Genomic DNA, 22773 nt, shown 5'->3' on the forward strand with positions numbered 1-22773 from the left:
CCCGGGATGGCACAGCAGTTATGCGAGGCGGACGCGGGGGTCGATGAGGCCGTAGACGATGTCGACCACGACGTTTGCGAGGACGATCGCCACCGCCGCGAAGAGCGTGGTGGCCAGGATGGTCGGCAGGTCGAAGTTGGTCACCGAGTCGACCGCGAGCTTGCCGATGCCGTTGAGGCCGAACACGCTCTCGGTGATGACGGCAGTACCACCGATCAGGTAGCCGAAGTCCATGCCGAAGATCGTCACGATCGGGGTGATCGCGGCCCGCAGCCCATGCTTGAGGATCACTGTGCGGCGGGGGAGGCCCTTGGCCCGGGCGGTGCGGATGTAGTCCTCACTGAGCACCTCCAGCATCGACGAGCGCGACAGCCGGGTGTACATAGCGAGGAAGAGGATGACCAGCGTGGCCCAGGGGAGGATCAGCCCCTCGAACCAGGCGACCGGGTCCTGGGTGATCGGGGTGTAGCCGGGGGCCGGAAGCAGCTGCCACTTGTCCACGAAGGCCCACAGGAGTACCAGGCCGAGGAAGAAGGGCATCAGCGAGACGCCCAACAGGGCGAAGCCCACCGAGAGCTTGTCGGCGAGCCGTCCCTTGCGCACGGCGGCCAGCACACCGAGGCCGACGCCGACGATGAGGAAGATCACCGCGGAGCCCAGGGCCAGGGAGAGGTCGACGGGGAAGTCCTGCATCAGGGTCTGGAAAACCGGGGTGTCGGAGGCGAAGGAGATGCCCAGGCAGGGGGCGCTGCACTGGACCACCACGCTGTTGTCGCCGAAGGTCCGTCCGGCGACGATTCCCTTGGCGAAGTTCCAGTACTGAGTGGCCAGGCTCTGGTCGAGCCCCAGCGAGTGCTTGATCTCCGCGAGCCGGGAGGGGCTGCACGTCTTACCGCACGCGAGCAGCGCGGGGTTCGACGGCAGCGCAAAGAAGATGACGAAGGTGATCAGGCTGATCACCACGATGACGACGGCCGCGGCCAGTAGGCGTCGGATCAGATAACGAAACATGCGGTGCTAAGACCTGGCGTGAAGCCTGGTCTGCCTCCCTCTCGCGGTGGACCGGCGGGGTGTGACCTGCGCTCGGGTGACGATGGTGGCGGAGTGCCCCGCCGGCGGCGTGGCCGCCGGCGGGGCTGTGTTGTGCGGCGCGGTCACCGGGTCGCGGCGACCACCGGCACTATTGCTTGACGTACACGTGGGCCAGGTTGAGCTCGGCCTCGACCGGGTCGGGGACGATGCCGCCGACCTTGGAGCCGGTCATGTCGCTGAAGTTCATGTAGAACAGCGGCACGACGGAGGCGTCCTTGAGAATCTGCTCGTCCAGGTTGCCGTAGGCGGCGTCGGCCTGGGCCGGGTTGGTGATCTTCGCGGCAGCGTCGATCGCCGAGTTGACCGCCGGGTCGTTCAGGTATGAGATGTCCTGGTTCGACTGCGGAAGCTTCGCGATCTGGCGGCCGTCGAAGAGAACGGGAAGCACGGTGCTGGGGTTCGGCCAGTCCGGGATCCAGTCCATCCACGCCATGTCGTACTGGTTCTTGGTGTTGTCCAGCGTGGAGAAGTAGGTGCTCTGGTCGACCGGCGTGATGTTGACGTTGATGCCGATCTTGCCGAGGTCGTTCTTGATGCCGTCGGCGAAGTTCTCCTGGAAGGTGGAGTTCTCCACGGCCAGGGACAGCGTCAGCTTGGGGTTGCCGGCCTGCTGCATGAGCGACTTAGCCTGAGTCAGGTCGCCCATGGGGTTGCTGGTGTAGAGGCTGAAGTCCTTGTGGCCCTCCACACCCGGGGCCAGCATGGTGGTGGCGTAGTCGCCATACACTGAACCGCCGAAGGCACCACGGGCGTTCTGCTTGTTGACCGCGTACTCGATCGCCTCGCGGACCCTGATGTCCTTGATGGTGTTGACGTTCAGGGCGAGGTAGGAGATGCCCGGCGACTTGATGATGTGATAACGCGACTTCACAGCCGGGTTGTTGGCCATCTGGCTCAGGTCCGCTCCGTCGAGCGGGTACTCCTGGAGGGCGTTCTGCGCCGAGGGGCCATCGGACGCGATCAACTGGTCGATGGCGGAGTGGCTCAGCCCCATCTTCACGTCGATCTCGTTGACGTTCTGGTCGCGGATGGGGTCCGTCGACTTCGACCAGTACTTGTTCTTGACCAGGATCAGTTCCTTGTTCTTCGTGTAGGACTGAATCTGGTACGGGCCGTCGGCCCAGACGTGCTGGTCGTAGCTGGAGCCGGTGTCCTTCGCCTTGGGCACAGCGGACCAGCCGGACATGGCGGTGGTCTCGTTGAAGTCGTAGACCGGCTGGTTGAGGTGGAAGACGATCGTAGATGCGTCAGGCGTCTGGATGGAGTCCAGCGACTTGCCCTGGTACGGCCCGGTGTAATTGGCACCGCCGACCAGCCACTCGCTCGCGTAGGGCGGGCCACCGTTGATGTCGGGGGAGAACTGGCGCTCCACGCCATACTTGACGTCGTACGAGGTGACGGTGGTGCCATCCTGATACTTGATGCCCGGACGGATGTGGAACGTCCACACCGTGTCATTTTGGCTGGCCTCGCCGGTGTCGGTCGCGAGGTCGCCGACCAGCTTCGGCTTGGAGCCGTCGACCGGCTCGTCCCAGCCGGTGAGCGTCCGGATGATGGAGTTGTCCATCTCCTGACCCTCAGTCGTGTACGTGCGCTGAGGGTCGATGTGGTCGAAGTCGCTGGGCGCGTAGTAAATGAGGGTGCCACCCTTGGTTGCCTGGCCGCTGCCTGAGGACCCACCGCAGGCGGTGGCGCCCAGGGCAAGCGCGATCGCGGCCGCCGTGAGGGCGGTCGTGCGCGTCCTGCGCATCATGGGGAGTGCTCCTTCTTGTATTTCTCGGTTCGGACGTGCACCGGGATGGAACACGCCGCGCGACCGACGGAGGGGGCGCGCGTCAGCTGCGGTTCGCGCGTGGGTCGAGTGCATCTCGCACGCCATCGCCGAAGAGGTTGAGGGCCAAGACGAGGATCAGCAGCAGGATGCCGGGGATGAACAGGTAGGCCGGGTCGTTGATGAAGAACTCGGCAGCGGTGGAGAGCATGGCGCCCCAGTCGGGGTTCGGTGGGACGACACCGACGCCGAGGAACGACAGCGACGCCTCGGTGGCGATGTTCTGCGGCACGGCCAGCGCGAACGAGATCAGGATCGGCGCCCAGAGATTGGGCAGCAGCTGCCGGAAGAGGATGTGCCTCCGGCCCGCGCCCATGATCTTCGCCGCTTCGATGAACTCGCGCCCGCGCAGGGAGAGCACCTGGCCGCGTACCAGGCGCGCTGTGTAGGCCCACGCGAACACGGAGATGTTGATGATCAGAACGAGCAGCCGCAGGTTCTCGTTAGTGCCGCCGTGGGCGTTGGTCTGCAGCGCGTTTTCGATGACCGGGGTCAGTGCGATGAGGAACAGCAGCTGCGGGAAGGCCAGGACGATGTCCATGATGCGCGACAGGATCTGGTCGAGCTTGCCACCGAAGTAGCCGGCGGCCAGGCCGACCACGGTGCCGACCACGGTGGAGATGACCGCGGCGCTCAGGGCGACCTCAAGCGAGGTACGCAGGCCGTAGACGACGCGGGCGAAGATGTCGTACCCGGTGCCCGGCTCCACGCCGAGCAGGTGCTTGGCGCTGATGCCGCCGAACGATCCGTACGGATAGTTACCCGTGTCCGGGTTGATCGCCTTGGAATCTGCGGTGATCGGTCCCCAGCCACCCACTTTCGCAAGCAAGGGGGCGCATATTGCTATCAAAATGAATGCGACAGTGACGCCTAGGCAGATCAACGTCACGCGGTCGCGCTTCATTCGCTCCCACGCCATCCGGCCCGGGGAACGGCCTGCGATAGCCGGGGCGCCGCCCGCAGGCTGCGGGCTCTGCGGCGCTTCTGCCGATTCGTCAGCCGGCGAAGGGGTCTCGCGGGTGGCGTCGATCGGTTGGGGTTGCTGGGTCATCGTGCGGACATCCCCGGGAGTGAGATCAGTTGTTCATGGCGCTACGCGGTGAGGGGACTCTACGCATGAGTCATTTCAGCGCTCAAGAGACGTAGGCAGGCTGAGACCGGAATGAGATCAGGCGAGATTCGCAGCTTGTGAATGACTGCGGCTATTGTCCGTATTTGGGGTGCGCTTGATCCCGCTCCTGTAGTCCGTTTTAAGTTGTTTTTCTAGCAAATATCCTTTGCCACCCCGACCAGTGGTGACTTGGCCAATTGTTTACACTGCAACCTTGATCGCCAATGGGCCGCCGTTGTAAAAGGTGCTGTGTGAGGCGTCGTCAGCCCATAGTGAAGAGATCTATGCAGAGCGTTTCCCCTCTGACCTTCCGGCAATCGTCCCGAGGAAGAACAACAGGGGAAGACGGGGAAAGAAATCAGCCTGCGTGGCGGCCTGTGCTAGCCCCGTCCAGGAGCGTGCTTGAGGCTTGCGCCAGCCTCTCCGTGGCTTGATCGGTGACATGGGAACGCCCAGAAGAACGCCGGTCAGCGATGCACCTGGGCTCCGTGCGGGTGCGGCATCCCGCTCAGCAGTGGCCGACGGAGGATGGGGCACGTTGGGGAGTGCGGACCCACACGCGTGCGTAGGGGTGCGTCCCCGTACGCTCAGGGGCTGAGTGAAAGCAGTGCAGCCCGTGGCTGATGCGAACGTCCGTCTCCCCGCAAACGCGCGTGACCGGGCCGGATCCTGCGGCCAGCAGCCGCAGGTCGCGTCGTGAGGGGCTGCCTGCAGGGCGGCGGTGAAGCACGCCTGGTCGTTGTTGGCGCTGGGCATCGCCTCGATGGTGTAGACCATCGCGCGGCGCAGTCCAAGGGAGCGGGAGGGCCGGATGCTCCGGGCCCTCCCGACGTCGCCCGCTATCGCGCAGCCGCTGCCTCTCCCCCCGACGTACCTGCTGATTCGGCGGTTGGCGCCGACGGCTTCGCATCAACCACCGGCGCCTGCAACGGGAAGTGGCACGCGGCCACGTGGCCGTCCCCGAAGACACGCATCTTCGGCTCCTCGACGGCGCATTGTTCCTGCGCGAACGGGCAGCGGGTACGGAAGCGGCACCCTGACGGCGGGTCCACCGGGCTGGGCAGCTCACCCTTGATGCCGCCGCCGCGCTTGCCGCGCTCGACCTCCGGCTCCGGGACCGGAATCGCCTCCAGCAGGCCCGCGGTATACGGGTGCGCCGGCCGCTCGTAGATGTCCTGGCCGCTGCCGAGCTCGACCATCTTGCCGAGGTACATCACGCCGATCCGGTCCGCCAGGTACTTCACCACGGCGAGGTCGTGCGAGATCACCACATAGGAGAGGTCGTGGGCGGCCTGCAGCCGCTTCATCAGGTTGAGCACCTGCGCGCGGATGGAGACGTCGAGGGCCGAGACCGGTTCGTCGGCGACGATCACCTTGGGGTTGAGGGTGAGCGCACGGGCAAGGCCGATGCGCTGGCGCTGACCGCCGGAGAACTCGTGCGGGAACCGCTCCAGCGCGCTCTTCGGCAGGCCGACCTCGCCCAGTAGCTCGGTCACCCGGTCCAGCTGCTCTTTGCCGGAACCCATCCCCTGGATCCGCAGCGGCTCGCGGAGGATCGCCTCCACGCGCATGCGCGGGTCGAGCGAGGAGTACGGGTCCTGGAACATCATCTGCAGATCGCGGCGGAAGCGGCGCAGCTCGCGCTCCCGCATCGAGGCGATCTCGCGGCCCTCCAGGGTGACCGTGCCGCTGGTCGGCTTCTCCAGGCCCACGATCATCCGGCCGAGTGTGGTCTTGCCGCAGCCGGACTCGCCGACCAGGCCGAAGGTCTGGCCGGGACCGAGGGTGAGGGAGACGCCGGAGACGGCCTTGAGGCTCAGCTGCGACCGTCGGAACAGTCCCGAGGCGATCGGGAACTCCTTGGCCAGATCGGTGACCTCGAGCAGCGGATGTGAGGCGGGCTCCGGTTGGGCGCGCGTCGTGACCGTGGCGACGGGCGCAGCTGCCGGATCGGCCTCCGGCTCGGCGTCGGTTTCCGTCGCGGGCTCTGCCTGCGCATCGGCTTCGGCCTCGTCCTCGGACGGCGCCGAAGCGACCGTGGGGACGGTGAGGTCCAGCGGCCCGTCCACGGGGTGCCAGCAGGCGAACCGGTGATCTTCCTCGGAGCCGACCAGCTCCGGCTCCTCCTCCCGGCACCGGTCCGTCGCATAGGTGCACCGCGCGGCGAAGCGGCAGCCGGCCGGAGGGTCGGACAGGTCCGGCGGCAGACCGGGCACGGTGTAGAGCTTTTGCGCGTTGTCCTGGGCGAGGCGCGGAATGGAGGCCAGCAGCCCCTGGGTATAGGGGTGCCGCATCTCGGAGAACAGCTTGCCGGTCTCCGTCGTCTCGGCGATCCGGCCCGCGTACATGACATTGATGCGGTCCGCGTGCCCCGCGACCACCCCCATGTCATGGGTGATCAGGATCATCGCCATGCCGAGCCGGTCCTTGAGGTCGGCGAGCAGGGTGAGGATCTGTGCCTGGATCGTCACGTCGAGCGCCGTCGTCGGCTCGTCGGCGATGAGCACCTTCGGCTCGCAGGCGAGCGCCATCGCGATCATCACGCGCTGGCGCAGGCCCCCGGAGAGGTGGTGCGGATAGTCGTTCAGCCGCTCCTTCGGCCTGGGCAGGCCGACCAGGGCGAGAACCTCGGTGGCGCGTTCGAGTGCCTGCGCCTTGTCCGCGCCGCGGTGCAGCCGGACCGGCTCGGCCACCTGGTAGCCGATCGTCTTGGTCGGGTCCAGGGATGACATCGGGTCCTGGAAGACCATGGCGATCTCGTTGCCGCGGATCTTGCGCAGTTCGCTGTCCGGCAGTCCGACCAGCTCGCGTCCGTCGAGCCGGATGGAGGATTCGTCGAGCAGTCGGCCGCCCGGGGGCAGCAGCCCCATGAGGGACAGGCCCGTCATCGACTTGCCGCAGCCGGACTCTCCCACCAGGCCGAGCGTCTCGCCCGCTTCGAGGTGGAAGGAGACGTCCTCGACCGCGCGGACCGTCGACCGGGACAGCTGAATGTGAGTGGAGAGGTTCGAGACCTCGAGCAGGGGAGCCATCGTCTTCCTCGATTCCGTCGCTGTCTCGGCCATCAGCGCTTGCGCAGTCGGACGTCGACGGCGTCGCGGAGGCCATCACCGATCAGGTTGAACGCCATCACGACCAGCACCAGCGCGGCGCCGACCGGGAAGACCAGCCACCAGTAGCCGTTGGAGAGTGCGTCCTGGGCGTCGGAGATCTGCGAGCCCCAGTCGGTGTCGGGGTAGTGGACGCCGAAGTTCAGATAGCCGAGGGCGGCGAGGGCGAGGATGGCGTCGGCGATCTGGAAGGTGATGTTGACGATCACCGTCCCCATCGCGTTCGGGATGAGATGACGGAAGATCAGGTGAGTGCGGGAGCCACCCATCGTGCGTGCGGCGGAGACGAAGTCGCGGACGCGCAGGGTGAGCACCTCGCCGCGGACGAGACGCGCCGGCACCAGCCAGGAAAAGACACCCAGGATCAGGCTGAGGTTCCAGATGTTGGAGCCGTAGCGGTGGGCGACGATCAGGACGACCAGAAGGAAGGGGATGGAGAGCAGGATGTCGACGACGCGCATCAGGGCGGCGTCGATCAGTCCGCCGATGAGTCCGGCGACAGCCCCCCAGAGCGTGCCGATGATGGTGGCGATGACGGCCGCGATGAAGCCGATCTCCAGCGACGTCTGGCCGCCGAGCATGAGGCGCCCGAGCACGTCGAAGCCGTTGGTGTCGGTGCCCAGCGGATTGCTGCCGCTGGGTGCCTGATTAGTGTTGAGCAGGTCGGTGTCGATCTGGTTGGTGTGGTAGACCAGCGGCCCCAGGAAGCAGAAGGCGATAAAGAACACGAGGATCGCCACGCCGGCGACAGCCAGCTTGTTGCTCATGAACTCCCGGAGCGTGAGCTTCCAGCCGACGGTGGTGACGGTGCTCAAGTCACCGGCGTCGGAGGAGGCGGGGCCGGACCCGGGACCGCCGGGGCCGGCCGGGATGGGCTCGATGACTGTGGTCACTTCGACTCCTCCGTCGGGCCGATGGGTGCGGGGTGCATCAGTCGGGTCATGGGTCACACCAGCCTGATCCGCGGGTCGGAGACGGTGAGCGCGAGGTCGGCGATGAGGTTGCCGACGACGGTGAGGACGGCCGTCAGCAGCGTGTAGCCGAGCAGGACGTTGTAGTCGTCGTTCTGGAGGCTGTTGACGAAGAGCAGCCCGAGCCCGTTGATGTTGAAAGCGTATTCGATCAGCACATTGCCGGCGATCAGCGCGGGCAGGGAGAGCCCGATGAGCGTGATCATCGGCAGGGAAGCGTTGCGGATCAGATGGCGCGAGTAGACCAGGCGATTCGAGAGCCCCTTGGCCCTGGCGACCTTGATGAAGTCCTGGGCGAGAACGTCGAGGGACGACGATCGCTGGTAGCGGGAGTACGAGGCGACGGCGGTCGTGGCGAGCGCGGCGATCGGCAGGATCAGGTCCTTCCAGTCGTTCAACGCGCCGCTGAGCGACTGGTCCTGCGAGACGTTGGGGTCGACCCATCCCAGACTGAGGGCGAAGACCTGGATCATGAGCAGGGCGACCATGAAGACCGGCATCGAGTACAGGACGAAGGCGAGCGTGGTCGCGGTGATGTCGCCGATGCTGTTGCGCTTGACCGCCTGGTAGATCCCGAGCGGCATGGCGATGGCCACTGCCACGATGAGGGAGACTCCGGAAAGGAAGGCGCTGAGCGGAGCCTTCTCGGCGAAGATCGCGTTGACGGACTGGTTGGTCTTGTAGGACCAGCCGAAGTTGCCGTGCAGTACATGGTTCAGGTACGTACCGAACTGCTCGTACCACGGGCGGTCGAATCCGTTCGCGTGGTTGTAGGCGCGGATGGCTGCCTGTGAGGCCTTGGGCCCGAGCACGGTCTGACCCGGTGACGGAGCGACGATGTGCAGCATCAAGAACGTCACGAGGGTGATGCCGAAGACCACGACGATGGCCGTGGCCAGGCGTTTGATGAGATAGCCGGCCATATCCGGATCTCCTGCTTCATAGCGTTATGCGTGTGGGAGGATTGGTTGCTTTTGGGGAATACCCGGTTACCGCGCAGGCCCGCCCGGCTTCGCTGAGCGGAGCTGAGCGGGCCGGGCTGACGCGGTGCGGGCTTCCGGACTACTTGGTGAAGTACCAGTCCTCCGGGTTGAGCATTGTCTGGGTGGTCGCTGCGAAGGCGTCAGGGGAGCCAGAGAGCTTGGGGCTCCAGGCGACAATGGTGTCCGGGTTGGGCTGGAAGATGGCCGGTAGGGCTGCGTCCACTCCATTGATCTCGGCAGTCAGCGCGCTGGAGTTGGGCGAGTACATCGAGTTGTTGGTGAGGGCGTCGATCGTCTTGTCGGAGAAGCCCCCCTCGTTGTACGTGCCGGTGGTGTTGAAGAGACTGTCGGTCGTGGGGTAGATGTCCTGGGTGAAGCCGCCGAAGTCGGCCATGCCCCAGTTGTTGTCGTTCTTCGGGTTGGAGGCGTCGTCTTCCTGGGAGTACACGTTGTTGAATGTGTCGGTCTTCAGGGTGGCGTTGATGCCGATCTGCTTGAGGTTGGCAGCGAAGGCCGTGACCTCCTGCCCGATGACCTTCGGGGTGGTCGCGTAGTAGAACGTGAAGTCCAGGTTCTGCCCCTTGGCGATACCCGCACCGCACTGGTTGGCGCCTGTGCCCGGGTTGGTGCATGTGGTGGTGCCGTTGGGGACGACCGTCCAGCCGTGGCCGGTCAGCAACTGCTTGGCGGTGTCGACGGAGAACGGGAACGGGTTCTTCAGCGCGTTGGCCGGGGTGTACGGCGACTTGGGCACCACGCCGAGCGGGCCGTACGCGGGCGCTGCCTTGTTCTGGAAGATGCCTTTGATCTCGGCGTCCTCGTCCTGCAGGTGGGCGAAGGCCTGGCGGATGTAGAGCTGGTTGACGGCCTTGTCGAAGCCGCCGGTCGCGTCCTTGAAGTTGAAGTACATGTCGTTGAACGCGAAGGTGGGCAGGCCGTAGAGGTTGAAGTTCTTGGTCTTGAGCCTGTTGAGCTGTGGCCAGTCCTCTGTGTCGACGTAGCCGAAGTCGAGCTTGCCGCTGAGCAGATCGTTGAACTCAGAGGTCGGAGAGGTGTACGAGAGCAGATCCACCTCGGAGATGTTCGGCTTGCCCTCGCCGGTGTAGGTGGTGTTGGCCGCGAAGTCAGCTGCACCGGTGGAGGTGTTGTATGACTTGATCTTGTACGGTCCGTCCACGACCTGCCACAGCGGGTTGGTGCCGTAGGTGGACAGATCCTTCGACTGGGCGGCGAGGTAGTCGTAGATGGCCTTGGCGTTCGACGGGTTGGTGTAGTCGACCACGGGGCCGTTGGCGGAGGTCTTGCTCCAGGCATGGGCGGGCATTGGCACGATCAGGGCGAACGCCGTACCCATCAACCAGTCTGGGTTGTAGACCTTGTCGAAGGTGAAGGACACGGTCTGGTCGTCCACGGCTGTGGCGGAGGTGACGTTGTCCGGGAACTGGCCGGGGACGTAGTTCCCGGAGTTCGAGGGGTTCTCCTTCAGCGCGGCTTTGTAGACGTCGAACCAGAACAGCACGTCCTTGGCCGAGACCTTGGTCCCGTCGCTCCAGGTGTACTTGCCGTTGAGCTTGATGGTGAAGGTCTTGCCGCCGTTGGAAACGGTCGGCTTGCCGTCGGTCATCGAGCGGGACCAGTCCCACTCCGGGCTGGACCCCTTGGGCGACCAGAGCAGTGTCCGCCAGCTCAGGTACTGGAACTGGTCGATGTCGTACACGGACGAGTTGGCGGACGGGGTGATCGGGAAGATCCAGTTGGGCGCCGAACCGGGGTATTCGGGGACATGTAGCACCCCGCCCTGCTTCACGCTCGACGAGGCGGCGGGGATGCTCCCGTAGGAGTAGGCCGTGGCGGCCGTACCAGCCGCGGAGGACCCGGAACTGCTGCTGCACCCGGAGAGGGCCAGTGCGCCGGCGGCGAGAACCGCCATCCCCCCGATGACCCGTTCTTTCCCGCTTCTCATCAGTTTCCCCACTTCTCAAGATGACAGGTCGCCTGTTGACTGCCGCTCGTGCTCGCCCGGCGGTGGCATCGATCTCCCCACCGGCCGGACCGGTCCGCAGCGCAGACCCGGGCGGACGCGATCCGATGGCGAAAGTTCTCGTCCGCGGGGTGGTCTGGCGCAAGAGTTTGGTTCCAACGGCTTGGCGACTCATCTTGCTGATATGCACAGATCATGTCGACACACCATCGATTAAAGATTGATAACGCTCGGCTTTATGTAATGGATGACTTGACCGATTGCCAGTCCTTGTCACCACCCAAAGTGGTGACATCTGAGGATGTTTGAGGAGGTGTCACCCGTTTGAGGGTCTGTAATCCGGACACTCGGGCATCCGGCCCGCTCTGGTCTTGCATGCACCGTATCAAGGGGCAGCAAACCGGGCATCGGTGCAGCGGCGCCCTGGTGGAGTGGGTGGCACCCGGCGCGGGCCGACATGTAGCTGTCGAGTTGTTGACCGGTCAAATTCCGGTGCGTATGCGCGCCGCGAATCTCTGTGCCAGTTGTGCCACCACTGTGAGTGGTGCTCTAATGGCGGGACTTGCGGAGGTCCGCCCGGCGGCCTTCCGTTTTTCCGCGTGCATTCAGTCGTGCATCCGACTGCTACGCCACTCCCAGTGAACGCCTCAGGAATGCCACCTGCAGCAGCAACAGGTTTTCCGCGACCTGTTCCTGAGGCGTCATGTGCGTGACGCCGGAGAGCGGAAGCACCTCATGCGGCCGTCCCGCGGCCAGCAGCGCGGAGGAAAGCCGCAGCGTATGGGCTGCGACGACGTTGTCGTCCGCGAGGCCGTGGATGATCATCAGCGGGCGGGCGGGAACGGTGGCGCCCGACAACTCACCGCCCTCGACGAGCGAGTTGGCGGTATAGACCTCCGGTGACTGAGACGGATCGCCCAGATAACGCTCCGTGTAGTGGGTGTCGTACAGACGCCAGTCGGTGACGGGCGCCCCCGCCACGCCCGCGTGGAACACATCCGGCCGCCGCAACACTGCGAGAGCCGCCAGATAGCCGCCGTACGACCAGCCGCGAATACCCACCCGCGTGAGGTCCAGCGGATACCCATCGGCCAGCGCATGCAGCGCGTCGACCTGGTCCTCCAGCGTGGCCCCGGCGAAGTTCCCCGCCACGGCCTTCTCCCACGCCGGGGAGCGGCCGGGCGTGCCGCGGCCGTCCGCCACGACCACCGCGAACCCCTGGTCGGCGAACCACTGCGAGGTCAGATGCGGATTGTGCGCGGCCACGACGCGCTGGCCGTGCGGGCCACCGTAGGGATCCATGAGCACCGGGAGCGGACCGTCCCCCTCCCGGTAGCCGGACGGGAGCAGCACCGCGGCCGGGATGCGCCGCTCGCCCGCCTCCACCAGCCGCGGCCGCGCCGTGATCACGGGGGTCTGCGCATACGAGGCGATCTCGGCGACCGGCTTGCCCTCCCGCAGTACGCGGACCACCGCCCCCGGACGGCCCGGCACCGCGGAGGCGAGCACCGTCAACGGCCCGCCACGCACGGCCGAGTGACAACCGGGCTCCTCGGAGAGGCGGAACGCCCCCTGTGCGCTCACCCGGTAGACGTGCACCTCGCCCGTGCCCGGATCGTCCGCCTCGGGCCCGGCGGAGGCGGCGACGAGCACGTCCTCGTCCGCGACGTCGAGTACCGCCCGCACATGCAACTGCGCTCCGGTCAGCGGACGGTCGCCGACCACGACCACCCGCGCCCCGCCCTTGTCCTCGATGCGCACCAGACGCCGGTCGGGCGTCCAGGCCGGCACCCCCGAGAACAGGTCCAGCCATACCGGATCCTCGTCCGCGTGCAGCGGAGTCGTCGCCCCCGTCCCGGCGTTCACCGACAGGCACACCTGGCTGCGCTGGTCGCGCGCCTGGACGAGAATCAGCGGAGGCCCGGCCGCGGACCAGTGGACGCGCGCGAGATACGGATAGCGCTCGCGGTCCCATTCGACCGCGGTGTGCGAGCCGTCCAGACCGATCAGGGCGAGCGAGACATCCGCGTTCGGCGTGCCGGCCGCCGGGTACGCCACCTCGGCAGGCTCCTGGTCCGGGTTGGCCGGATCGGAGATCCACCAGCGCCGCACCGGCGCGTCGTCGACCCGGGCCGCCAGCAGCCGGTCGCCCTCCGGCGACCACCAGAAGCCGCGGGAGCGGCCCATCTCCTCGGCGGCGATGAACTCGGCCAGGCCCCAGCTCTCGTGCTCGCCCGCCGGCTCGGCGAGCGGGCGGTCACCGGTACCGTCAGCGTCGACGACGCGCAGCGCGCCCGTCGCCACATAGGCGATGCGGCGGCCGTCGGGGGAGGGACGGGGGTCGGTCACCGGCCCCGGCACGGGCAGTTCGCGGGTGGTGCCGGCCCGCAGCTCGGCGGTGAAGAGCCGCCCCGACAGCGCAAACGCCGCCAACTCCACGGCGTCGTCGGTGGCGTAGCCGACCACACCGGCAGAGCCCTCGCGGCTGCGCTCGCGCCGCGCCCGTTCCTCGGCCGTCAGCTCCTCCTCGGCACCGGCGAGCAGTACGCGGGGGTCGGCGGCGATGCGTTCCGTACCGGAGCCGACGTCGAGCACCCACAGCATGGTGGCCCGGTCGGTCCCGGAAGCGGAGCGCAGGAAGGCGACGCGCTCGCCGTCGGGTGAGGCCGAGAAGGTACGGGGGGCACCGAGCGTGAACCGCTGGGTGCGGGCGTACTGCTGGGGGAAGGACACGTGCTCGTGGTCGCCGTCGTCGTGAGGCTGCTGCTCGTGATCGCTCATGGCGCCGAGCGTATTCGTCCGGAGCGCGATTGCCCGCGGGGACGACGCGCGCCTGTTACCCGCAAACGGGCGTGGCCAAAGATCGCACGTGTGATCCCTGGCGATCCCACATGCCGGACGGTTTCGGACGGCTCGCGGCCCCGCTTCCGAGGGCGTGTACGCATGAGGCCGGCGGCATGTGCCGGCCCGCCGCGCTCTTACTCCCAGGTCGGGGCTGTCGATGCGTCAACTGGCGGACGAGGGTGCGTACATGCGTGCGCCCCCACGTGCTTCCGTGCACCGACGTATGCGGTCGCGCGGAAAGTTATGATCGTCGGGCGTAGGTGGGTAATGACCTGCCGGCACGGTCCGGCCTTGCGTACGTGGAGGTGAGCCGCTGTGGCACTTTCGGTATCGGCGGTGCTGCTGCTGCTGATCGTCGTCTTCCTTCTCATTCGCAAGTCCGGACTGAAGGGCGGCCACGCGCTGGTCTGCGTGCTGCTCGGCTTCTACCTCGCCAGCTCTTCCATCGCGCCCACCATCCACCAGCTGACGACGAACGTGGCCGGGATGATCAGCAGCTTCAAGTTCTGACCCGCGCTGACCCGCGCTGATTCAGGATCCGGGCCGGAACGTCATACCCTGCGTGGTATGAGCCAACCGCCCGACCACCGACTCCGCCGTCTGCTGCTCGTGCACGCCCATCCCGACGACGAGTCGATCAACAACGGCGCGACCATGGCCAAGTACGCCGCCGAGGGCGCTGCGGTGACGCTGGTGACGTGCACGCTCGGTGAGGAGGGCGAGGTCATCCCGCCCGGCCTCGCCCATCTGGCGGCCGACCGCGACGACATCCTCGGCGAGTACCGGATCGGGGAACTGGCCGCGGCCATGAAGGAGCTGGGGGTGACCGACCACCGCTTCCTCGGCGGTCCCGGCCGCTACCGCGACTCCGGGATGATGGGCGCTCCGCAGAACGAGCGGCCGGGCTGCTTCTGGCAGGCCGACCTGGACGAGGCGGCGGGGGATCTGGTCGAGGTAATCCGCGAAGTACAGCCTCAGGTGCTCGTCACCTACGACACCAACGGCGGCTACGGGCACCCCGACCACATCAAGGCACACCAGGTCGCGATGCGCGCCGCCGACCTCGCCGCCGACCCGGCCCACGGCGACGGCGAGCCGCACACCATCTCCAAGATCTACTGGAACTGCGTGCCGCGCTCCGTCGTCGAGGAGGGCTTCCGCCGGCTGCGGGCGGCCGGTCGTTCGTTCCCCTTCGAGGGGATCGCCACCGCCGACGACGTGCCGGGCGTCCTGGACGACGCTCAGGTGACGGCGGCGATCGACGCAGGCGCCCACGCGGAGCGGAAGTCGGCGGCGATGCGGGCGCACGCGACGCAGATCGCGGTGGACGGGCCGTTCTTCGCGCTCTCCAACGACCTCGGGCAGCCGGTCTTCGCGACCGAGTACTACCGGTTGGTGCGGGGGACGCCGGGAACCGGCGGAGGAGCGGACGCGCGTGAGGACGATCTGTTCGCCGGGCTGGGGGTGTGACGATGTCGCGTAACCGCCCGTTCATCTCGTCCATCGGATATGTCGGTTTGGCCGTGCTCGGCTGTCTCGTCGCGGTGGCTGGTGCGCTTGTCCAGGACGGCTGGTTTCCCGGCGGTTTGATCCTGGCCCTGGTGGGTACGGCTGCGCTCTTCTATGGCGGCAGGACGCTGATGGAGAGCCGACTGGGCGCCGTGGTCCCCCTGGTGGCGTGGTTCCTCACCGTGATGTACCTCAGCGTCTCGCGGCCGGAAGGAGACTTCCTCTTCGCCGCCGAAATCGGCCCGTACATCTTCCTGCTCGGTGGTATGGCCGCCGGGGTGATCTGCGCTACGGTGCAGCGTCATTCGCCATCGGGCCCGCCACCGAGTGTGCGGGGCGCCCGACTTGGGCAGTGATGAGAGCTGCGTCCCGGAAGCTGACTCGCCGGCGGGGCATCGGTCGTGCATCGGTATCGGTTCGGATCGGCGGTCCCGGGGCCCTGCCTGGCGCAGGCCAGTATGGTGGTGCGCGCCGGCGAGCCGCCTGCGGATGGCCGTGACGGGTGGCGAAGCTAACCGGGAGAACCTGCATTGAGCCGTGAAACTGACAGTTCGTCCTCAGGACCCCAGGGGCGCGGCGGTGCCGCGTACCCGTCCGGGACCCCGCCGTACGGAACGCGCCAGTATCCGTCGCTGCATCCGCAGGAGGATCCGCTGGGCGGCGGTGACGGCCCCGCAGGGAGCGGGGCGGCCGCGGAGAGCGCGGGCGCGGCCGAGCGCCGCCCCGATGGGCCGAAGACCGAGACCACGCTGACCACCCGGATCCGGATCAACATCCCCGGCTCCCGGCCGATTCCGCCGGTGGTGGTGCGTACTCCGGTAACGGAGGGCAAGGACGGCTCGGCGAAGAGCCAGGGCAGCGCGGGTGCTGCGGGGGAGGTGCCCTCTGCCGACTCGGGGCAGGCGCCTGCTCCTTGGCCGCCACCGGGCGTCGGTTCCGCGGGCGCTGCCGGTGCTGCGAGTGCGGGCGCGGCTGCGGGTATGGCTGCGGCCGAGGCCGGTGCGCCGGGCGGCGGTACGGAAAAGCCTCCCGCCAGCGACTGGTTCGCGCCACGCAAGCCGCCGAGCGCGTCCGGCTCGTCCGGCTCAGCCGCATCGTCCGGTGCGGTAGGTGAATCCGGGGGCCCGTCGTCCGGCGGGATGCCGTCGGCCACGGGCGGCCCGGGCGCCGGTGTCCCGCGTCAGCCCAACATCCCGTACCTGAACGGGAATGCGGGCGTGCCGCACCCCGCGGGGCCCGTCGAGCAGGAGGCGCCCTCCCGCACGGCTCCGCCGTGGCCGCCGGAGACGGGTCCGTCGTCCGATCAGGAGCAGGGCCCGGTCGCCGGGCCGCCGGCCGGCAGCGTGCCGTTCCCGACGCAGACGTCACCCGCGGCCGGGCAGGAGCCGCCCGCCGGTCCCACTGTCGGCCCGATGACGGGCGGGCTGCGTACGCCGACGGAGTCGCCGCGGCCCGGGTACCGTCCGCCGAGCGGCGGCACCGGGTCCTTCCGCCCACTCTCCGACGCCGCGGCCGACGCACCGGCAGCGGCTCCCGGCCCGCTGGGTTCGCCGGGTGTGCCGGGAGTGCCGGGTGCGCCCGCTGCGCCGAGAATGTTTGATATGCCCGGTCCGACGCCCGAGGTGCCGAACGCGTCGGCAGCGTCGTCCATGTCCTCGGCTGCCGACGACGGCCCGGGGGCGCACGTCTCCGGCGACACGCTGATCAGCGGCGTGCGCACGGTGCCCCCGCCGGGGGCGAACCCCCTCACGCCGCAGGCTGCGGGCTCCGCTTCGTCCTCCCGAAGGGGGGTGGGCGCCAAGCCGGCGTCCAAGGGGCGTTCCAAGCTGGTGCTGGCGGGTGCCGGCCTGGTCGGCGTGCTCGCTGTCGCCTACGGCGCGGGCCTGCTCATGGACCACGCGGACGTTCCCAACGGCACCGTCGTGCTGGGGACGAACATCGGCGGGAAGAGCAAGGACGACGCGGTCAAGGCGCTGGATGCGGCTATGGGCAACCGGGCCACCGCACCGCTGCAGATCGAGGTCGGCAACCAGTCCAAGCAGTTGGACCCGCAGCTCGCCGGGCTCGGCATCGACACGGACGAAACGGTCCGCGAGGTCGCGCACCGCGACTACAACCCGATCTCCGTGATCAGCTCACTCTTCGGAGGAACGCACGACGTCGCACCGGCGATCACCGTCGACCAGGACAAACTGGGCAGCGCGCTGCAGACGCTGACGGCGGGCACGGGCTCCGGCTCCGGCTCAGACGGCATGGTCAAGTTCGTCGACGGCAAACCGGTCGCCGTCCCGGGCAGGCCCTACCAGGCCGTCGATCCGAACTCCGCCGCGCAGAAGATAACGGCGGAGTACACGCAGCGCGCCGAGACCGGCCAGAACCAACCGGTGCCGCTTCAGGTGACCGTCCAGCAGCCCAAGGTCACGCAGGCCGCGCTCGAAAAGGCGATCATGACGATCGGTGATCCGGCGATGTCCGGAAGGATCACCGTGGTCGCGGGGACGAAGGAGGTCCCGTTCAGCCCGCAGAAGTCGCTGAGCAAGATCCTCACGATCGTCCCGGACGCGCAGGGGCAGCTCACGCTCCACTTCGACCTGCAGGTGCTGCAGCAGCTGTACGGCAACTCCTTCGACGGTGTCCTACTGGTGCGCGGCGACGGCTCCAAGACGCCGGTCACCCCGCAGGACGTGGCGTCGGCGATGATGCCGGAGCTGCGCAAGACCGCGGCAACGAAGATCGCGACGATCCCCAACGTGGCGAAGTAGCGCGCCGACAGCTGGGATCCACCGCTGGGATGTCACGTCCTGGGGATGACAGATGTCATCCCCAGGACACGACGGGCGGCACTGCCGCGAGGGCGGGCGGGTTGGCGAAGCTGTATGCCATGAGCGCTACAGCCGCACCGACATCCGCATCCACGCCGCCGCCAAAACGTGACACGGGAACACCCGTCGTCCGCTTCTCGGGCGTGAACAAGAGCTACGGACAGGTCAAGGCCGTCCAGGAGCTCCATCTGAATCTGCACTCCGGCGAGACGGTGGCACTGCTCGGGCCGAACGGCGCGGGCAAGTCCACCACCCTCGACCTGCTGCTCGGACTGCGCAACGCCGATTCGGGCACCGTCGAGGTCTTCGGGTCCACGCCCGCGCGTGCCATAGCCAGGGGCAAGGTGGGCGCGATGCTGCAGAGCGGCGGCCTGATGGAGGAGGTCAAGGTCCGCGAGCTGGTCAAGCTCGCCTGCGACCTGCACCCGCGCGCCTATCCGGTCGAGAAGGTGATGCAGAGCGCGGGCGTCCAGGACATAGCCGACCGCATGGTCAACAAGCTCTCCGGAGGCCAGGAGCAGCGGGTGCGCTTCGCCCTCGCCACTGCGGGCGCGAGCGACCTGATCATCCTCGACGAACCGACCACCGGCATGGACGTCACCGTCCGCCAGGCCTTCTGGGCGAAGATGCGGGAGCAGGCGGCCCAGGGCCGCACGGTCCTGTTCGCCACGCACTACCTCGAAGAAGCCGACGCCATCGCCGACCGGGTGATCGTCCTGCACCGGGGGCGGATACTCGCCGACGGCTCGGCCGCGGAGATCAAGGCGAAGGCCGGTGCCCGTCGCATCGTCTTCGACCTTGAGGGGCCGATCGACGAGGCCGCGCTCCGCGGGCTGCCGTCCCTCACCACGCTCTCCGTCTCGGGCCGCACGGTCCGCATCCAGTCCACCGACGCCGACGCGACCACACACGCGATCTACGGGCTCGGTCTCTACCCCCGCAATCTGGAAGTCTCCGGCCTTGGCCTGGAGCAGGCGTTCATAGCGATCACCGACGCCGCGACCGCCGAGGAGGCAGCCCGATGAAGACGCTCGTCAAGCTTGAGATCATCCGCACCGTGCGCAACAAGCGGTTCATGTTCTTCTCGGTGATCTACCCGTCGGCGCTGTTCATGCTCATCGCCGGCCCGGCGAAGAACGACACGGCGATAGGCGGCACCGGCCTGACCATGCCGCTGTACTACATGGTCGCCATGGCCTCGTTCGGCGCCCTGACGGCGGTGCTGATGGGCAACAGCGAGCGCATCGCCAAGGAGCGCGAGAAGGGGTGGGTACGGCAGCTTCGGCTCACCTCGCTGCCCGGCCGGGGATACGTCATAGCCAAGATCGCCTCGGCGGCCACGGTGACCCTGCCCTCGATCGTGATGGTCCAGATAGTGGCGGCCGCCTTCAAGGGCGTGCGGCTGGACGCCTGGCAGTGGGGCGCGCTCACGGTCTCCATCTGGGCAGGGAGCCTCGTCTTCGCGGCCCTGGGCGTGGCCATCGGCTACATGGCCTCCGGTGACGCCGTGCGCCCGCTCACCATGCTCGTCTACTTCGCCCTGTCGATACTCGGCGGCCTGTGGATGCCGTTCACGATCTTCCCGCACTGGCTGCAGGAGACCGCCAAGTGGCTGCCCACCCACCCCTACACCGCTCTCGGCCAGGCGATCGAGCTCGGCAATGCACCGCACGTCAAGGACATGGCGATCCTCGCCGCATATCTCGTGATCTTCGTAGGTGCGGCAGCATGGCTGTACCGCAAGGACACCCGCAAGGCGTGAGGACGTGACCGTGAGGGAGACCCGCCTCGGAATGGGGGACGCGCCGGAGACCCGGCGGGAGCAGTGGATCAAGCTGTGCTGGACCTCGGTCTACCTGCTGTACATGGCATCCACGGTCGGCGACCTGGTCAGCGGGCGTCACACCCCGTTGGCCACCGCGCTGGGCTGGCTGGGGCTCGCGGCCTTCCTGGTCCCGTACTACTACCTGGTGCTCAGCCGACGCCCCCGCGACCCGCTGGCGTGGTGGCAGGTCGCCATTCTCTCCTGGCTGTACACGACGGCGGGGGTCCTGACGCTGATGCTCGGGGTGCCGTGGCTGGTGCTGTTCGTCTACGTGACGATCGGGACGGGCATTCTGCTGCCGTACCGGCGCGCGAGGTGGGCGGTGCCGTTCTCGGCGCTGTCGCTGCTGGGATTCGGCAAGCTGGTGGGCGCCGGCGGCTGGGTCCTGGCCGGCGAGTTCCTTCCGGCGATGATGGGCGGTGCGGCGATGATGGGCGTCGCGCAGATGCGGCGCACCATGCGCGAGCTGCGCGACGCCCGGGAGACCATCGCGCATCTGGCGGCCAACGAGGAGCGTCTGCGGCTCGCCCGCGATCTGCACGACCTGTTGGGGCACTCGCTCTCGCTCATCACGCTCAAGAGCGAGCTGGCGGGCCGCATGCTTCCCGACCGCCCGGAGGACGCGGCCAAGCAGGTCGCCGACATCGAACAGGTCAGCCGCCAGGCGCTCGTCGACGTGCGGGAGGCGGTCAGCGGCTACCGGCGGCCGACGCTGGGTGTGGAGCTCGCGGGCGTGCGCACGGCGCTGCGCACGGCGGGGGTCGAGGCGAGGATCGCACCGTCACTCGACCGCCCGCCGCAGGAGCAGTACCCCGGGCTCGGAGCGGAGGAGGAAGGCGCGCTCGCCTGGGCGCTGCGCGAGGCCGTGACCAACGTCGTGCGGCACAGCAGCGCCAAGCGCTGCGATCTCGCGCTCGACGAGGTGTGGGACGCCGACGAGGGCCGCTACCTGCGTCTCGAAGTCGTCGATGACGGTCACGGCCCGGCGCGTGGCCACCGCATGGGGAATGGGCTGAACGGTCTGGAGGAGCGCCTGCTGCTCTCCGGCGGCCGCCTGGAGACCGGTTCGCCCGGGCGCGGCGGCTTCTCTCTGAAGGCGTATGTGCCGTTGCGCAGGGTGAATGAGACGGAGACCGAGGCGGTCACCTCCCCGCGAGGCTGACCCAGAGGCGGCCGACCCGGGCAGTTGTCCACAGGCCCGGATCGGGTGCGCGGCCAGTCGCTACCCTGCTCGCATGATCAGGGTGCTGCTGGCGGAGGACCAGGGGATGGTCCGCGAGGCGCTGGCCACGCTTCTCGGGCTCGAGGACGACATCGAGGTGGTTGCGCAGGTCGCGCGCGGCGACGAGATCGTCCCGGCGGCCCGGGAGCACGGGGTGGACGTCGCGCTGCTCGACATCGAGATGCCGGGGATGACCGGTATCGACGCGGCTGCGCAGCTGCGCAAGGAGCTCCCCGGTGTGAAGGTGGTGATCGTCACCACCTTCGGCCGTCCCGGCTATCTGCGCCGCGCCATGGAGAACGGCACGGACGCCTTCCTCGTCAAGGACGCCCCCGCGGCGCAGCTCGCCGACGCGGTGCGCGCAGTGCTGCGCGGTGAGAAGGTCATCGATCCGACGCTGGCGGCCGCTGCGCTCTCCGAGGGCGCCGACCCCTTGACCGCCCGCGAGCGTGATGTGCTGCGGGCCGTGGCCGGGGGCTCGGTCAACGCAGAGATCGCCACCGCCCTCCACCTCTCCGAGGGCACCGTGCGCAACTACCTGTCCACGGCGATCCAGAAGACCGGTGCCCGCAACCGTTCCGAGGCGGTCCGCATTGCACGGGAGAAGGGCTGGCTTTGACGGGCCGCGCGGTCAGTTGAGCATCGCCCGGGCCGCGCGGGCCCGCCGGCGTACGGTTTCCGCGGCCGCTGGGTCCAGCTCCTCCACGACCTGGGCGTACTCCTCCATCTCGACGGCGCCGTCGATGAACTTCCCGCGCTGCACGAGCAGTTGGGCCCGCTCGAAGCGCAGCCGTGCGGGATGGCGGGGGAGCAGCAGAGAAAGATCGACCGCCCACAGCTGCACGCCGGTGTGTTCGGGGCGCGCGGCGGCCCAGGCCCTTATGTTGTTGAGGATCCGGGCGATGATGTCGAGCGGCTCCGCGGGTTCCAGCATCGAGGGGGCGAGCGCGGTGCCGGCGGCGCCGGTGACGAGCAGCTCGGTGTCCTCGACGGTCAGTGGCTGTCCGCCCCGGAACGGATCGGCGAGCACATGCGACCCGTCCGGATCGCCGATTCCCACCACGAAGTGCCCGGGCAACGCCACCCCGTACACCGGGGCGTCCAGCCTGCGCCCCACCTCCATCCACACCACCGACAGCAGGATCGGCAGCCCACGCCTGCGCCGTAGCACGTGCTGGAGCAGCGAGGAGTCCAGGCGCCGGTAGTCCGACTGCAGCCCGTGGAAGCCGTAGCCCTCGCCGAGGACGTCGGCGAGGGCTTCCGCCCAGTCGTGCGGATCCTCCGGGACGCGGTGCTGCACCACAGCCTCCGCAAGCCGGTCGAGCTCGTCCATGCAGGCCGCCATCTCGGGCGTGCCGAACTCCGGATCCGCCTCAGCGCCCACGAGCAGGCACAACAGTGCGAGGTTCGGCTGCTCGGCACGCACCTCCTCGAAGAAACGTTGGCGACGGCCGGCCTCGTCCATGCTCCAC

General features: G+C 68.1%; 17 protein-coding genes. 8 read left to right on the forward strand and 9 right to left on the reverse strand.

Going from position 1 to position 22773, the window contains the following annotated elements:
- Window positions 1-18: 18 nt before the first annotated feature.
- From NGB36_RS06180 to NGB36_RS06215, 8 genes are all read right to left on the reverse strand, one after another.
- Window positions 19-1011, reverse strand: a complete 993-nt coding sequence (locus NGB36_RS06180) for an ABC transporter permease (RefSeq protein WP_255919069.1) — start codon at window positions 1009-1011, stop codon at window positions 19-21.
- Between the two features lie 169 nt (window positions 1012-1180).
- A complete protein-coding gene (locus NGB36_RS06185) occupies window positions 1181-2845 on the reverse strand; it encodes an ABC transporter substrate-binding protein (protein ID WP_255919070.1) in 1665 nt (554 codons plus the stop codon).
- A gap of 82 nt (window positions 2846-2927) precedes the next feature.
- A complete protein-coding gene (locus tag NGB36_RS06190; protein ID WP_255919071.1) occupies window positions 2928-3974 on the reverse strand; it encodes an ABC transporter permease in 1047 nt (348 codons plus the stop codon).
- Between the two features lie 899 nt (window positions 3975-4873).
- The gene (locus tag NGB36_RS06195) at window positions 4874-7066 is read right to left on the reverse strand and encodes an ABC transporter ATP-binding protein (RefSeq protein WP_308288806.1); all 2193 of its coding nucleotides are present in this window, start codon (window positions 7064-7066) and stop codon (window positions 4874-4876) included.
- A 32-nt stretch (window positions 7067-7098) separates the two neighbouring features.
- Window positions 7099-8037 (reverse strand): ABC transporter permease, encoded by a 939-nt coding sequence (locus NGB36_RS06200; protein ID WP_255919073.1) that lies wholly within the window; start codon window positions 8035-8037, stop codon window positions 7099-7101.
- A gap of 53 nt (window positions 8038-8090) precedes the next feature.
- The gene (locus NGB36_RS06205) at window positions 8091-9038 is read right to left on the reverse strand and encodes an ABC transporter permease (RefSeq protein WP_255919074.1); all 948 of its coding nucleotides are present in this window, start codon (window positions 9036-9038) and stop codon (window positions 8091-8093) included.
- 139 nt (window positions 9039-9177) lie between these two features.
- Window positions 9178-11061, reverse strand: a complete 1884-nt coding sequence (locus tag NGB36_RS06210; protein WP_255919075.1) for an ABC transporter substrate-binding protein — start codon at window positions 11059-11061, stop codon at window positions 9178-9180.
- A gap of 642 nt (window positions 11062-11703) precedes the next feature.
- Window positions 11704-13860, reverse strand: coding sequence for a S9 family peptidase (locus tag NGB36_RS06215; RefSeq protein ID WP_255919076.1), 2157 nt, complete (start codon window positions 13858-13860; stop codon window positions 11704-11706).
- A 378-nt stretch (window positions 13861-14238) separates the two neighbouring features.
- On the opposite strand from NGB36_RS06215, the gene NGB36_RS06220 reads away from it, so the two are divergent.
- From NGB36_RS06220 to NGB36_RS06255, 8 genes are all read left to right on the forward strand, one after another.
- Window positions 14239-14433 carry a hypothetical protein gene (locus NGB36_RS06220; protein WP_255919077.1) on the forward strand — a complete coding sequence of 65 codons (195 nt, stop codon included), beginning with the start codon at window positions 14239-14241 and terminating at the stop codon, window positions 14431-14433.
- 57 nt (window positions 14434-14490) lie between these two features.
- A complete protein-coding gene (gene mshB, locus NGB36_RS06225; protein ID WP_255919078.1) occupies window positions 14491-15393 on the forward strand; it encodes an N-acetyl-1-D-myo-inositol-2-amino-2-deoxy-alpha-D-glucopyranoside deacetylase in 903 nt (300 codons plus the stop codon).
- Between the two features lie 2 nt (window positions 15394-15395).
- Window positions 15396-15788, forward strand: coding sequence for a DUF6113 family protein (locus NGB36_RS06230; RefSeq protein WP_255919079.1), 393 nt, complete (start codon window positions 15396-15398; stop codon window positions 15786-15788).
- A 174-nt stretch (window positions 15789-15962) separates the two neighbouring features.
- A complete protein-coding gene (locus tag NGB36_RS06235) occupies window positions 15963-18194 on the forward strand; it encodes a hypothetical protein (RefSeq protein ID WP_255919081.1) in 2232 nt (743 codons plus the stop codon).
- A gap of 119 nt (window positions 18195-18313) precedes the next feature.
- Window positions 18314-19279 carry an ABC transporter ATP-binding protein gene (locus tag NGB36_RS06240; protein WP_255919083.1) on the forward strand — a complete coding sequence of 322 codons (966 nt, stop codon included), beginning with the start codon at window positions 18314-18316 and terminating at the stop codon, window positions 19277-19279.
- Complete coding sequence (locus NGB36_RS06245; RefSeq protein ID WP_255919084.1) at window positions 19276-20016, forward strand: ABC transporter permease; 741 nt, start codon at window positions 19276-19278, stop codon at window positions 20014-20016. The genes NGB36_RS06240 and NGB36_RS06245 overlap by 4 nt, the downstream gene beginning before the upstream one ends.
- A gap of 10 nt (window positions 20017-20026) precedes the next feature.
- Complete coding sequence (locus NGB36_RS06250; RefSeq protein ID WP_255919085.1) at window positions 20027-21241, forward strand: sensor histidine kinase; 1215 nt, start codon at window positions 20027-20029, stop codon at window positions 21239-21241.
- Window positions 21242-21314: 73 nt separating this feature from the next.
- Window positions 21315-21920 carry a response regulator transcription factor gene (locus NGB36_RS06255; RefSeq protein WP_255919086.1) on the forward strand — a complete coding sequence of 202 codons (606 nt, stop codon included), beginning with the start codon at window positions 21315-21317 and terminating at the stop codon, window positions 21918-21920.
- Window positions 21921-21932: 12 nt separating this feature from the next.
- Here NGB36_RS06255 and NGB36_RS06260 read toward each other — a convergent pair whose 3' ends face one another.
- Window positions 21933-22766: a transglutaminase family protein gene (locus NGB36_RS06260; protein ID WP_255919087.1), complete on the reverse strand. Its 834-nt coding sequence runs from the start codon at window positions 22764-22766 to the stop codon at window positions 21933-21935.
- Window positions 22767-22773 lie beyond the last annotated feature (7 nt).

The organism is Streptomyces humicola, from assembly GCF_024436035.1.
GTDB lineage: Bacteria > Actinomycetota > Actinomycetes > Streptomycetales > Streptomycetaceae > Streptantibioticus_B > Streptantibioticus_B humicola.

Coding starts and splice junctions, on each gene's coding strand:
- NGB36_RS06180 (WP_255919069.1), bottom strand. CDS start 1,011: ATGTTTCGTTATCTGATCCGACGCCTACTGGCCGCGGCCGTCGTCATC.
- NGB36_RS06185 (WP_255919070.1), bottom strand. CDS start 2,845: ATGATGCGCAGGACGCGCACGACCGCCCTCACGGCGGCCGCGATCGCG.
- NGB36_RS06190 (WP_255919071.1), bottom strand. CDS start 3,974: ATGACCCAGCAACCCCAACCGATCGACGCCACCCGCGAGACCCCTTCG.
- NGB36_RS06195 (WP_308288806.1), bottom strand. CDS start 7,066: ATGGCTCCCCTGCTCGAGGTCTCGAACCTCTCCACTCACATTCAGCTG.
- NGB36_RS06205 (WP_255919074.1), bottom strand. CDS start 9,038: ATGGCCGGCTATCTCATCAAACGCCTGGCCACGGCCATCGTCGTGGTC.
- NGB36_RS06210 (WP_255919075.1), bottom strand. CDS start 11,061: ATGAGAAGCGGGAAAGAACGGGTCATCGGGGGGATGGCGGTTCTCGCC.
- NGB36_RS06215 (WP_255919076.1), bottom strand. CDS start 13,860: ATGAGCGATCACGAGCAGCAGCCTCACGACGACGGCGACCACGAGCAC.
- mshB (WP_255919078.1), top strand. CDS start 14,491: ATGAGCCAACCGCCCGACCACCGACTCCGCCGTCTGCTGCTCGTGCAC.
- NGB36_RS06230 (WP_255919079.1), top strand. CDS start 15,396: ATGTCGCGTAACCGCCCGTTCATCTCGTCCATCGGATATGTCGGTTTG.
- NGB36_RS06240 (WP_255919083.1), top strand. CDS start 18,314: ATGAGCGCTACAGCCGCACCGACATCCGCATCCACGCCGCCGCCAAAA.
- NGB36_RS06245 (WP_255919084.1), top strand. CDS start 19,276: ATGAAGACGCTCGTCAAGCTTGAGATCATCCGCACCGTGCGCAACAAG.
- NGB36_RS06255 (WP_255919086.1), top strand. CDS start 21,315: ATGATCAGGGTGCTGCTGGCGGAGGACCAGGGGATGGTCCGCGAGGCG.
- NGB36_RS06260 (WP_255919087.1), bottom strand. CDS start 22,766: ATGGACGAGGCCGGCCGTCGCCAACGTTTCTTCGAGGAGGTGCGTGCC.